This is a genomic window from Microbulbifer maximicatervae (SeqCode) (assembly GCF_052468295.1).
Map to the genome: position 1 here is coordinate 1,287,666 of NZ_CP174340.1, position 16,191 is coordinate 1,303,856.

The 16,191-nt window shown below is 52.0% G+C and carries 15 protein-coding genes; 6 read left to right on the plus strand and 9 right to left on the minus strand.

Annotated features, from left to right (window positions below):
* Positions 1 to 10: 10 nt before the first annotated feature.
* From ACJJIQ_RS06115 to ACJJIQ_RS06135, 5 genes are all read right to left on the minus strand, one after another.
* Positions 11 to 2,035, minus strand: coding sequence for an acetyl/propionyl/methylcrotonyl-CoA carboxylase subunit alpha (locus tag ACJJIQ_RS06115; protein ID WP_445364030.1), 2,025 nt, complete (start codon positions 2,033 to 2,035; stop codon positions 11 to 13).
* On the minus strand, positions 2,035 to 2,838 hold the full coding sequence (locus ACJJIQ_RS06120; RefSeq protein ID WP_445364031.1) for an enoyl-CoA hydratase/isomerase family protein: 804 nt from the start codon (positions 2,836 to 2,838) through the stop codon (positions 2,035 to 2,037). The genes ACJJIQ_RS06115 and ACJJIQ_RS06120 overlap by 1 nt, the downstream gene beginning before the upstream one ends.
* Before the next feature lie 9 nt (positions 2,839 to 2,847).
* Complete coding sequence (locus ACJJIQ_RS06125) at positions 2,848 to 4,014, minus strand: acyl-CoA dehydrogenase family protein (protein ID WP_444897603.1); 1,167 nt, start codon at positions 4,012 to 4,014, stop codon at positions 2,848 to 2,850.
* 81 nt (positions 4,015 to 4,095) lie between these two features.
* On the minus strand, positions 4,096 to 5,703 hold the full coding sequence (locus tag ACJJIQ_RS06130) for an acyl-CoA carboxylase subunit beta (RefSeq protein WP_445364032.1): 1,608 nt from the start codon (positions 5,701 to 5,703) through the stop codon (positions 4,096 to 4,098).
* Positions 5,703 to 6,596, minus strand: a complete 894-nt coding sequence (locus tag ACJJIQ_RS06135; RefSeq protein ID WP_444897601.1) for an SDR family oxidoreductase — start codon at positions 6,594 to 6,596, stop codon at positions 5,703 to 5,705. The genes ACJJIQ_RS06130 and ACJJIQ_RS06135 overlap by 1 nt, the downstream gene beginning before the upstream one ends.
* 202 nt (positions 6,597 to 6,798) lie before the next feature.
* On the opposite strand from ACJJIQ_RS06135, the gene ACJJIQ_RS06140 reads away from it, so the two are divergent.
* Positions 6,799 to 7,443, plus strand: coding sequence for a TetR/AcrR family transcriptional regulator (locus ACJJIQ_RS06140; protein ID WP_444905547.1), 645 nt, complete (start codon positions 6,799 to 6,801; stop codon positions 7,441 to 7,443).
* A 183-nt stretch (positions 7,444 to 7,626) separates the two neighbouring features.
* Positions 7,627 to 10,170: a hypothetical protein gene (locus tag ACJJIQ_RS06145; RefSeq protein WP_445364033.1), complete on the plus strand. Its 2,544-nt coding sequence runs from the start codon at positions 7,627 to 7,629 to the stop codon at positions 10,168 to 10,170.
* Here the strand turns inward: ACJJIQ_RS06145 and yciH are convergent.
* Entirely contained in the window at positions 10,167 to 10,490 is a 324-nt protein-coding gene (gene yciH, locus ACJJIQ_RS06150) for a stress response translation initiation inhibitor YciH (RefSeq protein WP_444932961.1), read from the minus strand. The genes ACJJIQ_RS06145 and yciH overlap by 4 nt on opposite strands.
* 166 nt (positions 10,491 to 10,656) lie before the next feature.
* On the opposite strand from yciH, the gene ACJJIQ_RS06155 reads away from it, so the two are divergent.
* Positions 10,657 to 11,490: an ion transporter gene (locus tag ACJJIQ_RS06155; RefSeq protein WP_445364034.1), complete on the plus strand. Its 834-nt coding sequence runs from the start codon at positions 10,657 to 10,659 to the stop codon at positions 11,488 to 11,490.
* Between the two features lie 63 nt (positions 11,491 to 11,553).
* Here the strand turns inward: ACJJIQ_RS06155 and ACJJIQ_RS06160 are convergent, their stop codons facing one another.
* Positions 11,554 to 12,018 carry a PaaI family thioesterase gene (locus ACJJIQ_RS06160; protein ID WP_282933171.1) on the minus strand — a complete coding sequence of 155 codons (465 nt, stop codon included), beginning with the start codon at positions 12,016 to 12,018 and terminating at the stop codon, positions 11,554 to 11,556.
* 110 nt (positions 12,019 to 12,128) lie between these two features.
* On the opposite strand from ACJJIQ_RS06160, the gene ACJJIQ_RS06165 reads away from it, so the two are divergent.
* The 3 genes from ACJJIQ_RS06165 (at position 12,129) to ACJJIQ_RS06175 (ending at position 14,763) form a co-directional block, all read left to right on the plus strand.
* Positions 12,129 to 13,271, plus strand: coding sequence for a serine hydrolase domain-containing protein (locus ACJJIQ_RS06165; protein WP_445358179.1), 1,143 nt, complete (start codon positions 12,129 to 12,131; stop codon positions 13,269 to 13,271).
* Positions 13,271 to 13,498, plus strand: a complete 228-nt coding sequence (locus ACJJIQ_RS06170) for a SlyX family protein (RefSeq protein WP_282933169.1) — start codon at positions 13,271 to 13,273, stop codon at positions 13,496 to 13,498. Before ACJJIQ_RS06165 ends, ACJJIQ_RS06170 begins: the two co-directional genes overlap by 1 nt.
* Before the next feature lie 617 nt (positions 13,499 to 14,115).
* Positions 14,116 to 14,763 carry a YiaD family glycine zipper/OmpA-like lipoprotein gene (locus ACJJIQ_RS06175; protein WP_444927567.1) on the plus strand — a complete coding sequence of 216 codons (648 nt, stop codon included), beginning with the start codon at positions 14,116 to 14,118 and terminating at the stop codon, positions 14,761 to 14,763.
* Between the two features lie 172 nt (positions 14,764 to 14,935).
* On the opposite strand, the gene ACJJIQ_RS06180 is transcribed toward ACJJIQ_RS06175, so the two are convergent.
* The gene (locus tag ACJJIQ_RS06180; RefSeq protein ID WP_445364035.1) at positions 14,936 to 15,292 is read right to left on the minus strand and encodes a hypothetical protein; all 357 of its coding nucleotides are present in this window, start codon (positions 15,290 to 15,292) and stop codon (positions 14,936 to 14,938) included.
* Positions 15,289 to 15,864 (minus strand): tetratricopeptide repeat protein, encoded by a 576-nt coding sequence (locus ACJJIQ_RS06185; protein WP_445364036.1) that lies wholly within the window; start codon positions 15,862 to 15,864, stop codon positions 15,289 to 15,291. The genes ACJJIQ_RS06180 and ACJJIQ_RS06185 overlap by 4 nt, the downstream gene beginning before the upstream one ends.
* Between the last annotated feature and the right edge of the window lie 327 nt (positions 15,865 to 16,191).

Here is a 16,191-nt window from a genome sequence, read left to right on the forward strand (position 1 = left end):
TTGATCTCCTTTAGGAAGTAGCGTCGCTGGGGATTTTGGCTGTTTCCGCAGGAGCAGCTTCGATCTGAACTAACAGCTGGCCACCGCGTACCTGGTCTCCTTCACAGGCGCCCAGTTTAATTACGGTACCGTCGCGGTCTGCGCGCAGGGCGTGCTCCATTTTCATGGCTTCCATTAAGGCGATAGTGTCTCCCCGCTGAACGCTTTGATTGGGCTCAACCAATACCTGCACTAGGCAACCGTCCATAGGAGCCGTGATGCGGCCACTGCCTTCGTTAAGGCTCGATTTGGCCGGGGCGTGGGTGATATCGACAAAATGAAATTGCCTGCCGTCTAACAGGAGATGCAGATTGCTTTGGTTGGCTAGAAACAGTCTCTTTTGGCTAACGCCATCCAGCAGAAGTTCAGCGCTATAAACTCCAGTTTCTTTTTGTGATTTCTCAAAATGGACCCACTGAATCAGGAACTGCTGGTCGCCTACTGAGATTTGATAAGAATTATCTACTAACGCCAGCAGCTCACAGTTTAGGGTTTGTCCTGCAATTTCCAGTCGGTAGTTGATCGGCACGCTGCTGTCGCCACTGCGCCAGTCACTGCGGCCGCTACGCCGATCCTGAGGGTTGGCTTGGTGCAAGTGATTAAGTAATGCGGCTTGGGCTGCAATTACTGCTGGAACTGGTTCTGCGGATGTCAGCGTGCTGTTTTGGTCGAGAAAACTGGTATCGGCATCGCCAGCGATAAACTGTGATTCGGCCAGGATCTTCTGCAGGAAATGGATATTGTTTTTGGGGCCGATAAATTCCAGCCGGGTCAGGGCTTGGATTAGCTTGCGCCGAGCTTCTTCTCGATCCTGCCCCCAGGCAATCAATTTGCCGAGCATGGGGTCGTAAAATGGCGTAATTTCGCAACCATTTTTCAAAGCGTGGTCGATACGGATTCCTTGTCCCTTTGGCGCTACCCAGTGGAGTACTTTTCCGGCCTGGGGCAGGAATTGTTGTTCCGGGTCTTCGGCATACAGGCGGACTTCAATGGCGTGCCCTTGCTGGGTGACTTTCTGCTGGGGAACGCACAGGGCTTCGCCGCGTGCTACTGCCAGTTGCCAAGCTACCAGGTCAAAACCGGTTACCATTTCTGTTACCGGGTGCTCCACTTGCAACCGGGTGTTCATTTCCAGGAAATAGAATTCGCCGTTGGGGCAGAGTAGAAACTCTACGGTGCCCGCGCCTAGATAACCGCAGGCTCGCGCGGCGTCGACTGCGGCTTGTCCCATTCTTTCCCGCAGCTGGGTGTCGACCGCTGGGGAAGGGCACTCTTCGACCACTTTTTGATGGCGTCGTTGTACGGAGCAATCCCGCTCCCCCAGGTGAATACAGTTGCCATGACGATCCGCAAATACCTGGATTTCGATATGGCGAGCGTTGACCAGTGCCTTTTCCAGAATCAACTCGTCGCTGCCGAATGCACTCATGGATTCACTGCGGGCGGCGCGCAACTGGGAGGCCAGCTCGTTGTCTCCGTGAGCCAGGCGCATGCCGCGCCCACCACCGCCTGCGGCAGCTTTGATCATTAACGGGAAGCCAATTCGTCGCGCCTCGGCGACCAGGGTGTCGTCGTCCTGGGTACCCTGGAAGCCGGGAATACAGGGTACGCCGGCAGCGGCAACAAACTCCTTGGCTTTGCGTTTGTTACCCATCAATTCTATGACTTCGGCACTCGGGCCAACAAAACGCAGTCCATTCTCTTCGCAAGCGTTGGCAAATTCCGCATTCTCAGCGAGAAAGCCGTAGCCAGGGTGGACGGCAGTGGCTCCGGATTTTTTAGCTGCGGCGAGAATTTTTTGGATATCCAGATAGGACTCCGCCGAAGTCTGCCCGCCAATGGCTACGGCGATATCGGCAGTCTGTGCGTGAAGTGCATCGCAGTCCGCATCGCTGTAGACGGCGACTGTGCGATAGCCTTCCGCCCGAGCAGTATGCATAATTCGCAGTGCGATCTCGCCTCGATTGGCGATTAACAGGGTCTCTGTTGTCGACATCAGTGCTGCCACTCCGGTGATCGTTTTTCCAGAAATGCACGGGCGCCTTCGCGCCCTTCATGGCCTTGAATTGCATGGGAAAACTGCTGTGCAGCGTCGTCGAGCAGTTGGCCGAGGGCAGTCTCATCGCTCACCCGTGCAGCATCCAGCAAGATCTGCTTGGTGGTTGCCAGGGCGCCGGGAGCGCAGGCATTGATCGCGCCCAGGTGTTCCTGCAGCGCGCCTTCGAGGGCTTCGGAATTATCGAGCAACTGGTGGATTAACCCAATTTCCAAGGCCTGCTGTGCGTTGACTTTTGCTCCGCTCAGGGCCAGGCGCCGGGCCTGGGAGAGGCCGACCCGTGCCACGACAAAGGGAGCAATTTGTGCAGGCGGTAAACCCAGGCGGGTTTCCGGAAGGGCGAAGCGGCAACTGCGATCGGCAATGGCAATATCGGCACTGCAAGCGAGCCCGAAACCACCGCCCATTACGGCACCTTCCAGTACGGCAATGACTATTAAAGGGGTGCGATTAAATCGCTCCATCAATTCACCGAAACGACGGTTTAGGTGAAAAAACACATCACTATTTCCATCGCTCGCGCCCTGCTGAGCATTGAGCATATCGGCAATATCGCCACCGGCGCAGAAGTTGTGTTCTGCACCCCGCAGTACCAACGCTCGCACCTGCGGATCTTCTTCCGCTTCTGCGAGTTTTTGCAGAAGCTCATCTACCATTTGCAAACTGATGGCGTTGCGCTGTTGCGGGCGATTTAGCGTGAGATGGCGGGCGATGCCGATGGTTTCATCAATAATTGTCTCCATGGCCTGACCTCACGCGGTGGGTTTGCGTTTGCTGGGCAGTATGCCCATCAGCTTACAGATAATGCCGAGCATTACTTCATCTGCACCGCCGCCGATAGCGGTGAGACGGCTATCCCGGTAAGCGCGGTTGATGACAGTCTCCTCGATATAGCCCATGCCACCCCAGAACTGCAGGCACTGATCGGGAATAGAGCGGGACAGGCGACCAGCCTTGAGCTTGGCCATTGAAGCAAGGGTAGTGACATCTTCACCTGCCACATAAGCTTCCACCGCGCGCCAGGTTAGAGAGCGCAGGCATTCCACTTCGGTCTGCATTTCTGCGAGGGCAAAGTGGATAGTTTGATTGTCGATCAATGGTGCTTTAAAGGCATGGCGTTCGCGCACATAGTCGATGGTGCTGGTTACACAGTGCTCCAGGCCTTTTAAGTTCAGCGCGGCGCCGGCGAGGCGTTCTTCCTGGAACTGAAGCATCTGCAATAGGAATCCGGCACCTTCATCGCCGATACGGAAATGTTTGGGCACCCGTACATTGTCAAAAAAGATGGGAGCGGTTTCCGATGAGCGCATGCCTAATTTGTCGAGTTTTTCGCCGATGCGTACACCAGGCGTTTTCGCCGGAATAATGACCAGGGATTTGTTGCTATGGGCTTTGCCCTCACTGGTATTGACCAGGGTGCAGAAAAAATCGGCGCAAGGGGCGTTGGTGATCCACATCTTGCTGCCGTTAATCACATAGTCGTCGCCATCGCTCTTGGCGGTGGTCTTAATCGAAGCAACATCGGAACCGGCGCCGGGTTCGGAAACGGCAATTGCACCGATCATCTCGCCACTCACAGCGGGAATCAGGAACTGCTCTTTCAAATCCTGGCTGCCAAAATTAGCCAGGGCCGGGGTGCACATGGAGGTTTGCACTGAAATTGACAGAGGTACGCCGCCACAGTGGGCGCTGCCCAGCTCTTCCAGGAAAACGGTTTCGTAACTGAAGTCGAGACCCAGACCACCGAAGTCCGTGGACTTGCTGATGCCCAGCAGGCCCAGGCTGGCCAGTTGTTGGAAAATTTCGTGGATAGGAAAGCGGCCGGCCTTTTCCCATTCCGCCACATTGGGATTGATTTCCTGCTGTACAAAGTTTTGTACAGTGCGCTGCAGTTCCCGGTGTTGATCGCTAAATATCATTATTGTTTTCCCTGCCTTGAAGTGTGAACCCGGTGATTGTGTTAATGGGCAACCGCACTTCCTTGTTGCCCCGGTTTTTCGTTAGAACCTAGCTACGCCAAAGGTATTTTTATTGAATTTTCTCTGCTCGGCCTCATTGCAAATTTCTAGCAACATGCCTAAAAGTTTGCGTGTATCGCGGGGATCGATAATGCCGTCATCCCAGAGGCGTGCACTGCAGGCGAGAGCATCGGAATTGCCCTGCATAAATGCGCTGGTGTCATTTTCCAATTTGTCCAATACAGTCTCATCCACATTGCCACTGCGTTGCATTTTTTGCTCTGTGACGATACGCATTACCTTGCCGGCCTGGGCTGCGCCCATAACTGCGGTGCGGGAATTGGGCCAGGCAAAAATAAAGCGGGGATCGAATCCGCGACCGCACATGGCGTAGTTGCCGGCCCCATAGGAACCGCCCACGACAATACTGAGTTTTGGTACGCTGGCATTGGCCACGGCCTGAATCATTTTGGCCCCGTGCTTGATGATGCCGTTGCGCTCCACCTCGGTACCCACCATAAAGCCGGTGGTGTTATGTAAAAACAGCAGTGGCGTGCCACTCTGTTCGCACAACTGAATAAACTGCGCGGCCTTGTTGGCGCCCTTGGGGGTGATGGGGCCATTATTCCCAATAATTCCCACAGGGAAGCCTTCGATACGAATATGGCCACATACGGTTTGTCGATCGAATTCCGGCTTGAAATCCAGCATGGCAGAGCCGTCGGCGATACGAGCGAGAATTTCGCGCACGTCGTAGGGCTTTTTACTATCTGCTGGAATCAGGCCGAGCAGGTCGTCGATAGGGTGTAATGGGTCTCGGTAGTCTTTTTGTACTGAGCTTTTAATGGGTGAGGGTAGGGTGGCAATAATTTCCCTTGCTATGCGGATACCATCGGCGTCGTTCTCAGCTAAGTAATCGCCACTGCCGGATTCGGTACAGTGCATTTCCGCTCCACCGAGGCTTTCCGCATCGGCAATTTCACCGGTGGCTGCTTTCAGTAGCGGCGGCCCAGCCAGATACATACCGGTTTGCCCGCGTACCATGACCACATAATCTGACAGGCCTGGCTGGTAAGCACCGCCAGCAGTAGCGCCGCCATGTACCACGGTTACTTGCGGAATACCGGCAGCGGACATTCGAGCCTGGTTAGCAAATCCGCGTCCACCGGGAGCGAAAGTGTCGCTGGCATACATCAGGTTGGCACCACCACTTTGTGCCAGGGCGACAATCGGCAAATGATTCTCCAGAGCGATCCTCTGCATTCGCAGGGCTTTATCCATCCCGGCTGGTGAGATGGTGCCACCTTTTACGGCATAGTTATCCACCCGTACCATGCAACGTTGTCCGCTGACCTGGCCAATGCCACAAATGGCTCCGCCACCGGCACCGGTACCATCCTGGTCGTCAAAAAGTTTATAGCCGGCAAGGGAGCACAGCTCAACAAAAGGTGCGCCGGGGTCGAGCAATAAATTAAGGCGCTCCCTTGGCAGCAGCCAGCCCCTGTCACGATAGCGCGCAGCCTTACTTTTCTCTGCCTGTACCGGACGTTGCTCAGCTTCACGAAAATGGTTGATCTGTTCCAGCATGGCAGCTTGGTTGTCATTGAACTCTGCCGAGCGGTTGTCGAGCTGGGAATCAATCGGCTGCATTAGAGCTTGCCCTCCGCTTCCAATTCTTCCACTACCTGCGGCCGGCGTTTGCGATGGAATCCGTTGAAGCGCTTAGAGTTACGGGCCGCCTGTGGCTGCCAAAGGGGAGAGTGATGTTTGAGACTCGAGCCACCATCGATACGCAGCGTTTGTCCAGTGATATAGCTGGCGGCATCGGAAAGCAGGAAGCACACGGCCCCACTAATTTCCGCTTCCTCTCCCAATCGATAGAGGGGAATACTGTCTCGGAAGCCCGGTAATAGTTCGCGCAGGAATTTGGGGTCGTAAGTATCAAAGCCGCTGGAGAGAATATAGCCTGGCGCTACAGCATTAACTCGAACCCCAAAAGGTGCCCACTCTAAGGCGGAGGTTTCGGTAATATTTTCCATGCCTGCTCGAGCGGCACCGGAATGGCCCATCATTGGCATACCGCCGGCGTTATCTGCGGTGATATTTACGATACTGCCGCCGTGCTGTTTCATAGATTGAACAAAAACTTCTCGGGACATTAAAAAGCCACCGAGCAGGTTACTGCGTACAACAGCATCGAACCCTTTTGTGTTGATCTGCTCAAGGGGTGAGGGGAACTGGCCACCGGCATTGTTCACTAATCCGTGAATTTGGCCCCGGGCCTGGACTATTTGCCCCACTGTCTCCTGCACTCCTTCTTCATCGCGGATGTCCAGGCTGAATAAGCTGCACTCGCCAGCATCGTTGTGGATCTCGCCGGCAACCCTTTCCAGCTTGTCCAGTTTGCGCCCGATCAATACTACATGGGCGCCGAGGCTGGCCAGTTCGTGGGCAATGCAGCGTCCAATACCGCTGCCGCCACCGGTGACGATATAGGTTTGCTCGCTAAAGCTGCCGGAGCGCAGCTGGCTTTGATAGCGCATGAAAGTTTCCTTTTTTACGGCCTTACGGCTTATTCAGTTTTTATTGTTCTTGTCGGCGCTTGCGCCTGCGTGTGGGAAAACGCAGAATAGCTTAACGCTACCAAGCAAGCGCTTGGTATTCAATACTTGGCGCCTATTTGATTAAAAATTCTCAGGGCCGTTAAGATGTTTGACTCAAATTGATCAATACGGGGAGTGGTTCGTGATTGAAAGTGGGCAGGATTTAGTGAGAGTTCCCGAAGAGTTATCGCCGCAGCAGCTGGTAGATGCTTTGGTGGCAGAGGGAGTGCTAACAGATCCTGAATCTGCCCGTGGACGTTTGCTGAATGCTGCAGCGCGGTTGTTTGAGCAAAAAGGGTTCGCCCGGACAACAGTGCGGGATCTCGCTGCTGAAGTGGGTATTTTGTCTGGCAGTATTTTTCATCATTTCTCCAGTAAGGAGCAGATTCTCTGTGAAGTAATGCGGGAGGTGACGATATTTGCCGGTGCGCGAATGCGAACCGCAGCGGAACAGAGTCGAACACCGCAAGAGAGGCTTCAGGCCTGTATTCAGTGTGAATTAGAGGCTATTCATGGATTGGCAGTACCGGGTTTTTCTATCCTGGTGGTGGAATGGAGAAGCCTATCCGAAGAAAGTCAGCAGGAAGTTTTACGCCTAAGGGAGGAGTATGAGCAGATATGGCTGGACGCTATTGAGGCCGCCGAGTGTCCCGGTGGTGATCCCGCACTGGTAAGGCGTTTGCTGGTCGGTGCCTTGAGTCACACATACAGTTGGTATAAGCCGAGAGATAAGGGGTTGTCTATTCCAGATCTGGCGGCGCGTGTTCTAGCGATATTCACTCCCTGATTTCTTCCTAAATTGGCAAAGCGTGCCAGAAAAACTGTGAACTTTGCCTACTTTCCTGCCATTTTTGTTTTTGAACTGGCTTGGTGAGAACTGGTGCGCAATTGATTTTCTCTGAATCTTTTACTCTCCGCGCAAGATGTAATAAATGTGACAATTTGCGTCACTTGGTGACAGGAGAGGGAGATGGCGGGCCAGGATTTGTACCAGGTGGTTTCCACGGGAAGGACGCTTCACGCCAAAGAACCGGGTCCGGTTATCCGGGATGTGGCGAAGTTGTTCTCTATCTCGGAGCCCCAGGCGCGCAGGCTGCTACTAAAAGGCTGGGTAATTAAAGATCGGTTGGTTTCTGACCAGGCGCTGGAGTTTCGCACCAGTCTGCAGAAAATTGGCCTGCGAGTGGAGGTTTGTCCGGCGGGACGATTTGATAACCGCGAGCTGATTGCTAAGATAAAAGTCGCCCAGCGGCGCAAGGCCCAGGTCAATGCTGCATCGGTGGATGCGCCGGATAAGTCGTGCGCTGGTACTGACCCTTTTGTTCCTGTTAGCCAGAAAACTCTCGAAGCAGACGAGCCCCAGAAAGTCGTTTCATCCACTCCTGCCGCAGGCAATCCAGTAATAAAGCCGGAAGGCTCCCGGGATTCGGTTGAGTGGTATTTATCTGATGCAGGCCGATTACAGGCTGACAGTGTCACGAGTCAGGGAAAGGCAGTTTGGGGAGTGGTCAAAGCAGTAATCGTGCCTTCAATATTCTGGTTGGTACTGTTCGCTTGTGTTTTCTCCAGTGGATATGCCCTATGGCAAATCCCTATGGCTGTTTGGCAGGGAGAACTTACTTGGGTGGGGGTGTCGCTGAGTATTTTAACCGTACTTCTCGCCCTGCTTGTTGGTCTGCTGTTTGTCTGGCCATTTTTCTGCTTATCCTCCCGTTTGCGAGATTCATCGGAGCCCCGTCAGCTGTTGCCCTCTGAAGGTAAGGAGGCCTTGAAGTTAATTAATTCATTGGTCGATAAGCTAGGGCTGCCAAAGATCAGCCAGGTCTTTGTAAGTGCAGACTCCCATATTCTGTCCCAGCCGGGATTTTTCCAGGTTTTTAGGCAGAATTTACCACTTACGGTAGGGCTTGCCAGCGTCGCCTCATTGAACGGAAAGGAGGTCCTGGCACTCGTGGGCCGGGGGCTCGCCTTTTATCGCGGCCGTTTGCTCGGCGCACTTGGTTGGTTGACTTACGGCACCGTGCAGCGATTGGAACTGATGCAGTGGGCTTTTGAAAATGAGCGCAGTGTTGTTAGCCCGGATAATGCTCCGGGAGCATTGGCCGCGCCATTTCACCGTATGCTAGTGACAGGTGGATATATTTTGCTCCCTATCTTGCAGCGCCTGGAGGCACTGCATTGCCGCTTAACCGCAGGCAGTGCCGTAATGCTACAGGAGAGGGCTGACGGTATTGCGGCACAGATAATAGGTAGTGATGCGTTGGCAGACTTCGCCAGAAAGTGGCACCGGTTAGTGCACGCAGATCTCTTAGTGGCAGAAATTAATCGCGAAGCCCAGGCGCTGGGACGCAGTTGTGCAAATATTCCCGATGCCGTCCGCTGGATGCAGGAGAACCTGGATGTTGATACCTGCGATGTGGTTGAGGCTGCTATGACACAGGCCAGGGACCCCTGGGATATTCAGCAGGCGATCGACAGTGAATGTGTAACGGTGTTGATTGAGCGGGAATTTGTGGGGCAGGTTAGATCTGCGATACCCCTGCAATCCATGTTTGTGGACTTTGCCGGGCTGGCAACCGCTGTGACCTCTGAAGTTGCTGGCAAAGACTGTGAGATGGTCGAAAACCGACTTTTACTGAGTTCAAGTAAGGAGTCAGAGGAGTCTGCTGAGGTACTGGACGAGTATTTCAATCGCCTGGCACCCTTGGCCCTGATGCCTCTGCGCAGGCCATCCTCTGCGGAAATGCAGGCGCTGGATCTGCAGGGCACTATCGATTGGCTGCGCAGTAAACTGGTGGAGTTGCGTGATTTGCGTGGACGCCGTGAGGACTTGCAGATCAGGGTTTTTACAATGCAGCTGGGAGCGGCGCTGATACGCGGCAAAATCCCTTTTACCGCTGAAGACTTTTGCTTGAAGGGGGCCAGCCTTGCAGGAGCTCAAGAGCAGATCGCTGTTAAGCGCGCTGAACTGGAGGAGTCACACAAGCAATTACAGCAGATTTATGGTGTTTTCTATCAGCGCCTGTGTCTATCCCTGGTAACTATGCCCACGGATCAGCGCCAGACAGCCAGGAACCAGCTGCGCCATTTGGCCGCCTACGATAGCTTGGCACCACATCTGGATCGGCTCACCGGTTATAGCCACTCGCTGGTAATATTTGCCCAGCACCTATCACCAGAGTTGAATGAAAGGGAACTGCTGCAAAAATATACGGCGCTGTCTTTGCGAGAGATAGATGCCATAGTAGCGGCAGTGGAGAGTTCGGCTCTATTAAAAGAGCAAGGCGTGGCGGCGGCAATAAATTTGAAAGCTCAGGAGGAGCCTTTCAGGCAGCTGCCACAAGGGCGACAGGAAGTGCTGGATTCTCTGCAGGTTATGGAATCGCGTTGCAAACACATTCGCGCTGTGGTTCTGGAGCAATATCATATCCAGCTAGCCGCCTTGCTGAGTCAGTGTTTGGAGCGGGAAAAGCAGTTGCAGTTAAAGCCGCTGCGACTGCTTAAGGCCGGTTAACCGCCGGCCAGTTTTACCGTGTGGTTGCGAGATTCCAGGAATGTTTTGATCTCAGTACGCTTGTCACCCTGAATCTCAATCACTCCATCTTTGAGGGCGCCACCGCAGCCACAGCGCTTCTTGAGCTCTGCCAGGAGCAGCTTGAGTTCACTGTCAGTGCCTGGCAGCCCGCGTACACAAGTCACCCCTTTTCCTTTGCGGCCCTTGGTTTCCCTTTGGATTCGAACTATGCCATCTCCATCGCGGCGCTTCTCTGTCCTGGATTCCTCTTTAATTCGACCGAGGTCAGTTGAATAGACGAGACGATTCTCCTTAGCCATGGCTGGGAATACTCCGTTGGTATTTGCTGAAAATGCCGGGAATTGTGCCCGAGGTGCGCAGGATGTCAAAGCCGCTGTAAACGATGTTGAAAATGGGGCGACCCCTGGGGCTTGAGAGGTTAGAATTTTGCCGCAATATGAAACAGCAGCGTAGTTGAGGTGATAGATGGCGTTGACGGGACGTCGCAAACTGCTCAATGAGGTAATTTTCGGAACCGAGACCCGGGCAGGGCGGAATTTTGATGTTTTTTTGATCTGGGCGATCCTGATCAGCGTGGGTTTGGTGCTCCTGACCTCCATAGGTACGGTGCGCGACCGCTATGAGCACTTACTCATCGGCCTGGAATGGGTATTTACTGGCCTCTTCACCATTGAATATATCGCCCGGATATATTGCACGGTGAATCGCCGCAAATATATTTTCAGTTTCTATGGGATTGTGGATCTGCTCGCAATTCTCCCCAGTTACTTGGCGCTTCTCTATACCGGCGCCACTTATCTTTTGGTGATTCGCCTGTTGCGGGTGCTGCGGATCTTCCGAATCCTGAAGTTGGTTCGCTACTTACGTGATGCCAACGTCTTGTTGCGAGCCCTCGGGCTGGCCCGGCGCAAAATCCTGGTCTTTTACTCCAGTGTTTTGGTTATGTGCATTATTTTTGGTTCCCTGATGTTTGTGGTGGAGGGGCCAGGCCACGGATTTACCAGTATTCCCACGAGTGTTTATTGGGCCATTGTGACCATCACAACCGTTGGTTATGGCGATATCTCTCCGCAAACGCCTTTGGGGCAGGGCATTGCTGCAATGACCATGCTGATTGGTTACTCAATTATTGCAGTGCCTACCGGCATTCTAACGGCGGAATTGGCTGGAGAAATGCATCGGGAGCGAGTGCAACAGCGCTGTGATAACTGCAGCCGTAGTGCCCATGACCCAGATGCGGAATACTGCAAATTCTGTGGCCATCGCCTGGAGGATATGGACGAGAGCGAAGCGCTGTAAGTTATTCGCACTTTGTCACTGCCGGCCAACACAGGGCCGGCAGCCATTTATCAGCTTATGGTTTTACCATTCATCAGGGACGCGGACTGCTATGACTTCTGCCTTGGCGCAGAGGCGTCCATTGCTGGTGAGATTGCAGTGCAGAACAGTTTTCTTGGAGGAGCGCTGAACAATAGTGGCTTCGAGAATGACCGGTTTATCGATGGCAGCCGGTGCCAGATAGCTAATATCCAGTTTGCCGGTGGCATACCAGATCTTGTCACCAGTGCCGACAGCTCGTCCGGCTTGCAGGTAACCATCGGCGATGGCTGTGCATACGGTATGGCAGTCGATAACCGTAGCGATAATTCCACCGTTTAAATATTGAGCAGGTCCAGCATTGTGATGGGAGCTGGGAAGGAACTCGCAGCGGGTTTGATCCTTCTCGGTCCAGTAGCTTTTAATACGCAGGCCCTGGTCATTGTCTGGGCCACAGCCGAAGCAATGATTGCCCTGGATCTGATCTTGAATTGCGCTTTCCTGAGTCATATTTATCCCTCGCTATGAGCGCGCAATACTACCGATTTGCGCCGCAGAGTGGAAGAAACTACCCTTGCGGGCTTGCAACAGAGTTATCCGAATTATCTGGACGTAAATACATGGACATATACGGCTTTTGTGCCCCTGGTTTAGAGGCTCTTTACGATGCTTTTGCCAGAAATTTTCGCGAGTGCGGTGATACAGGAGCGGCCTTTGCCGTGCGCCAGCATGGAGAATTAATCTGTTCCTTATGGGCGGGAAGTGCGGATCGGGGTGCAGAGAGGCCATTTACTGAAGACACATTGGCCAATGTCTTCTCATCTTCCAAAGGCGTTCTTGCAGTTTTGGCGATGCAGCAAGTTGCCGCAGGCAAACTGGATTTGGATCGCCCGGTAGCGGATTACTGGCCTGAATTTGCCCCAGGCAAAGAAACTGTCACCGCACGCCAATTGCTGTGCCACCGCAGCGGACTTGTCGCTTTCCGTGAGCGGGTAAAAGACAGTTTGATTTACGATTGGCAGGCCGCTTGCGACCAGGTGGCTGGCAGCGAGCCTTGGTGGAAGCCCGGAAGTGCACAGGGTTACGCCCCATTTTTATACGGCTGGAGCTTGGGTGGATTAATTGAAAGGGTTGCCGAAAAACCCTTGTTGGAACTTTATCGGGAATTGCTAGCCAAACCCCTCAATCTTGATGGGGGCTTTGGGGCAAATGGACATCGTTCGCAGAGAATTGCCGATGTCAGCCCGCTGAAACAACCCTTACCAGAGCTTCGGGAAAATGCCATTGGCCGCGCCATAAAAGAAGACCGCAAAGGGCCTGTTGCGATGGCATTTAGCAACCCGGTGAGCTTGATGATGGGTACCAATAGCTCCGAGTGGCGCGGTGCCTTAATTCCTGCAGCCAATGGCCACTTCAGTGCGAGAGACCTGGCAGCGGTTTACGGTGAACTCACCTGTGACGAGCCGACTATTTTGCCCAAGCGGTTGATAGATGAAGCGGCAAAGGAGCAGAGTCACGGCCGCGATAAAGTATTGCAGGCTGAGGTGAGTTTTGGTTGTGGTTTTATTCGCAGCAGTTCCGCTGCGGACTTGCGCTTTGGGGGTAGCCAGGGATTTGGCCATCCGGGAGCGGGTGGTAGTGTCGGCTTTGCTGATCCGGAAAGAGGGCTGGGCTTCGGATACGTGACAACTCGTTTGGGGCAGAGCTTATTTATGGATCGTCGAGCGGTCGGTCTGGTAGATGTTCTTTACGGGTTGTTGTGATGACTGAAGAAATAAAGGCTCTGGTAGAGCGGGTCGATGAACTGGAGAGCCGTTTGGCTTTCCAGGAAGACACTATAAGCCAATTAAATGATGTGATTACTCGTCAGGATACGGATATTCGCACTCTACTCGCACATATGCGCGAGTTGGGCGAAAAGTATCGGACGATTGCTTTTGAAATGCAGGGGGCCGGCAAGCCGCTGGATGAAAAACCTCCGCATTACTAATTCAGTGGTTACAAAAGGGTTTTTATAGAAGTCCACAGGGGCTGGCATGAAATTTTTTTTTGTTACTAAGTGACAAACATAGAGGTATTCGCTGCCTCTTGGGGGCGACTTTAAAAACAAAAGCGTCTAAAAAAAATTGCCTCAGTGGAGCGTGAGGCTATTGACAAACTTTTCCACATGCGCAGTTGGTAAAATTAGCCCTCAAACAAGAAGATATCCACCGCTATTTGACGTCAAGGCAGATTTCTAACTTGTTGTTTTTAAAAGAAAAACTAAAGAGTTTAAAAAATGTGCAAAACGCTGTAGGCGAGAGTTTACACCGGCTGGCGCCACGGATAGCTTATTAGTACACAGTTTTATCCACAGATTTTGTGGAAGATCGGGAAGCTGATCACTTCTTGCTCGCTATTTTGTCCGTCATTGGTACGTAGTTATGAATAGTTAGTACGTAATGGGGACTAGTCAGTAGAACTGACAAAAAATTCGCTTTAGCCTATGGAAAATTTCATTGGGTTGGTTCAGCCGCCAGTCAGATAGTGTGTTGAACAATACAGAGATTGCACAAGACGTGTGTAGCTCAATACCCGTTACTTAAAAATGCGTTAGGAGAGCCAATAATGAAATATTGGGTAGCAGCCCTGGCACTGGGTTCGATGGTTGGTTGTTCCACATTGGACCCTTACACAGGTGAAAGTAAGACCAGTAATGCCGCCAAGGGGGCTGGAATTGGAGCTGTAACTGGAGCGATCGTTGGCGTCGCTACTGCCAGTAAGAAAGACCGTGGTAAGGGAGCCTTGACCGGTGCCCTGGGTGGCGCGGCGATCGGTGGTGGCATTGGTTACTATATGGATCGTCAGGAAATGTTGTTGCGTCAGCGCCTGGAAGGTACCGGCGTACGTGTTGAGCGTGAAGGTGATAATATTCGCCTGATCATGCCTGGTAACATTACCTTCGGTACTAACCGCGCAGATATTCGTACAGACTTCTATGACACTCTGGAATCGGTCACTATTGTCCTGCAGGAATTCGACCAAACTGCAATTCGAGTTAGCGGCCACACCGATAGTACGGGCTCCGATGTGTACAACCAGAGCTTGAGTGAACAACGTGCTAACTCTGTGGCCAGCTTTTTCAGTGGCCAGGGTGTTTCCGCTGGTCGTGTTCAAGCTGTAGGTTATGGTGAGCGTTATCCTATTGCGAGCAACGATTCCGAGTCAGGCCGCCAGGCTAACCGCCGGGTTGAGTTGGAGTTGCTACCACTTTAATTAGTCGGTTTTGTAAATTAAGCCGTTGTTAGTGCTCAAGGTGCTGATCTTGGGCGCTATACAGCTTGATTATTTTTCGGGGGGCTATTTATTGCCTCAATTTTCTGTATCTTGGCCACCACTTACTGACCGTATCTTAAAATTTAATGTGGCTTTAAGTAGAAGCGACAAATTACTGTGTAATTTCTAATATGAGCTTCTCCAGCTTATATTGATAGGCTTCATTTTTTCCGGCTTTGTTAAATGCAGAGTGGATCATATCTTGCAAAACTTCTGACGGTACCCTGTGAGAAAACTCTCTAGTTAAAATGATACTGATCATGGTCTCTTTTTGCTTTTGCAAGTCTCCCCCCAATCGCTGAAGTTCAATAATTTCTTGCGTTGTAAATGCTTTTACTCCCTGAGGGGCCTCAGAGGGGTTGCCGCTAACGTTTTCTATGTTTGCTTTTTGTTGTGGTGCCGACCTGCTGGGTGTCGAAGATCTCCCCGCGAGGTAAGCTCGGTTGTTGAACCTGTTGTCAAGCTTCATATTGGCTGGCCGGCTCCATATTGTGATAGGAGCATTTTATTTATTGCATCGCTATCCTTGGCAACACTTTTTTCTTCTTTGGCTGTTTCCGTTACTACCTGGATAATTTGTTCGATATCAGAATTTAGGGCCGGGTTCTCTGTGTTGGACTGCATTCCTTGCCTTAGCAGATCAAGACCACTTTGAGTTTGCTCTTCTATTATTGCCAGTAACCCATTAGAAAATAGTTGAAAGTACTTAGGAGTATTCGGCGTGATAGCCAAGTGTTGCCAGATGTTCTTAGCTTTCTCAATTTGCTGAGTGACTAAATAAACTTGGCTCAGTTGAAAATGAGCCACCCATAAAGTGGGGGCCATTTCTATACTCATCTGCATTTCTTCGATGGCGCGATCAAAAAATTTTATCTGAGCATATTCTGCGGCAAGGAGTAAATGTGTTGCCGGTTGCTTCTCGAGTAAAAGGCAACGCTTAAGTAGCTCAATTGCTTTGTCATGGTCTTTTGTACGACTTGCTTCCAAGGCGCAGTGTAAGAGCTCGGCAGTATCTAAGTGGCTATGGATCTCTTGTCGCATGTCTCGATTCCTCACTTTCAAGCCTATTTTACATGTTCACATGAAAATATTCTGGGAGCATTCTCTGAATGGCAATTAGGTATGTAAATTTGTCTTAAATCCTCCTTTTCTGGTGCTTCGTATTAGTTCCATTCTCATTCTTTGAGATGTATGTGATTAAAATCACTGCTTGTGGAGGTTGTCCGTTAAGTTAGCTAGCAAGTCATGAAATCAATGTATTTTGAGCTTTTAAGAATAAAATAAAAAAATATCTGCACGATTCCCCCAATCTGATGGATATGTATTTAAAGCGACGCGGATAAAGTGGCCCACAGTGGTAGATGCCGC

Bases quoted from the DNA above. Each gene is read 5' to 3' on its own strand.
- ACJJIQ_RS06115 (WP_445364030.1), bottom strand. From the start codon at position 2,035: ATGTCGACAACAGAGACCCTGTTAATCGCCAATCGAGGCGAGATCGCA.
- ACJJIQ_RS06120 (WP_445364031.1), bottom strand. From the start codon at position 2,838: ATGGAGACAATTATTGATGAAACCATCGGCATCGCCCGCCATCTCACG.
- ACJJIQ_RS06125 (WP_444897603.1), bottom strand. From the start codon at position 4,014: ATGATATTTAGCGATCAACACCGGGAACTGCAGCGCACTGTACAAAAC.
- ACJJIQ_RS06130 (WP_445364032.1), bottom strand. From the start codon at position 5,703: ATGCAGCCGATTGATTCCCAGCTCGACAACCGCTCGGCAGAGTTCAAT.
- ACJJIQ_RS06135 (WP_444897601.1), bottom strand. From the start codon at position 6,596: ATGCGCTATCAAAGCCAGCTGCGCTCCGGCAGCTTTAGCGAGCAAACC.
- ACJJIQ_RS06145 (WP_445364033.1), top strand. From the start codon at position 7,627: ATGGCGGGCCAGGATTTGTACCAGGTGGTTTCCACGGGAAGGACGCTT.
- yciH (WP_444932961.1), bottom strand. From the start codon at position 10,490: ATGGCTAAGGAGAATCGTCTCGTCTATTCAACTGACCTCGGTCGAATT.
- ACJJIQ_RS06155 (WP_445364034.1), top strand. From the start codon at position 10,657: ATGGCGTTGACGGGACGTCGCAAACTGCTCAATGAGGTAATTTTCGGA.
- ACJJIQ_RS06160 (WP_282933171.1), bottom strand. From the start codon at position 12,018: ATGACTCAGGAAAGCGCAATTCAAGATCAGATCCAGGGCAATCATTGC.
- ACJJIQ_RS06165 (WP_445358179.1), top strand. From the start codon at position 12,129: ATGGACATATACGGCTTTTGTGCCCCTGGTTTAGAGGCTCTTTACGAT.
- ACJJIQ_RS06170 (WP_282933169.1), top strand. From the start codon at position 13,271: ATGACTGAAGAAATAAAGGCTCTGGTAGAGCGGGTCGATGAACTGGAG.
- ACJJIQ_RS06175 (WP_444927567.1), top strand. From the start codon at position 14,116: ATGAAATATTGGGTAGCAGCCCTGGCACTGGGTTCGATGGTTGGTTGT.
- ACJJIQ_RS06180 (WP_445364035.1), bottom strand. From the start codon at position 15,292: ATGAAGCTTGACAACAGGTTCAACAACCGAGCTTACCTCGCGGGGAGA.
- ACJJIQ_RS06185 (WP_445364036.1), bottom strand. From the start codon at position 15,864: ATGCGACAAGAGATCCATAGCCACTTAGATACTGCCGAGCTCTTACAC.